Source organism: Hymenobacter agri (assembly GCF_054778495.1).
Genome location: NZ_BAAGZM010000975.1, coordinates 1 through 1,084, shown reverse-complemented (window position 1 = coordinate 1,084; position 1,084 = coordinate 1). Strand labels below are relative to the sequence as shown.

Genomic DNA, 1,084 nt, shown 5'->3' with positions numbered 1-1,084 from the left:
GCCGTCCGTCGTCGGCTCGTGGGTGCCCAGGCCGCGCTCCTCAATCCAGTGCACGGCGCCGTCGCGCGGGCGCACAATGCGGTAGATGCTGTGGAAGTCGGCGCCGGTGCGGCCGGCCTCTTCAAACACGGCTTGGTGGTGGGCGCGGTCGTCGGGGTGCACCAGGACCAGAAAGTCCGCGGCAGTGGTTACGGCCGCGCCGGGCAGCAGGCCCAGCACTTCCTCCGATATGGCCGACAAGCTGATGCGGTTGCACGCCGACCACCACTCGAAGCTGCCCATGCGGCCGGCTTGCAGCGCCAGCGACAGGCGCGCCTCGCTCAGGCGCAGGGCATTTTCGGCCTGCTTGCGGGCCGTAATGTCGGTGAACAGCACGGCTACCAGGTGGCTACCCGGCGCGCCCACCCGAAACGCATAGAGCGAAAACCACCGCCCCAGCGCCGCCGAGTCTTCCTCGAAGCGCAGCGCTTCGCCGGTTTGCACCACCCGGTCGTAGGTGGCCAGCCACTTGGGCTCGATGTCGGGCGTGAGCTCCAGAATGGTTTTGCCGGTGGCGTTGGCCAGGCCGTTGTTCTTCTCGAAGGCCGGGTTTACCTCGATGTAGCGCCAGTTGCAGGGCCGGCCGTCCTCGTCGTACAGCATCTCGATGATGCAGTGGCCTTCGTCGATGGAGTCGAACAGTGTGCGGTATTTGGCCTCCGACTCGCGCAGCGCGGCTTCGGCCTGCTTGCGGTCGGTGATGTCATAGCTCACGGCCAGCACGGCGTCTACGGTGCCGTCGGGGTTGCGCAGGGGGCCGCCCCGGGTGGCAAACGTGCGGCCGCCCTGCGCGTGCTCGTACTCGAACGGCTGGCCGGTAAGGGCTTGCTGGTAGTGCTGTTGATACACGGGCCATAGCCCTGCCGGAGCCATTTCCTGTACGTTGCGGCCCACAAAATCGGTGGGTAGCAGGCCCAGCTGGCGCAGGGCCGCGCCCTCGGCCACCTGGTAGCGCAGGTCGGTATCGACCACGAATACGGCGCCGCCGGGCAGGTTTTCCATCACCGCCCGCAGGCGCTGCTCGCTGCTGTGGCGCGCCCCTTCG

Annotated in this window: 1 protein-coding gene; it reads right to left on the bottom strand. The window is 67.9% G+C overall.

Translation table 11 applies throughout. From position 1 onward, the window contains the following. A partial coding sequence (locus ACYVDE_RS23815; protein WP_460504008.1) for a PAS domain-containing protein occupies positions 1 to 1,084 on the bottom strand: 1,084 nt, incomplete at both ends.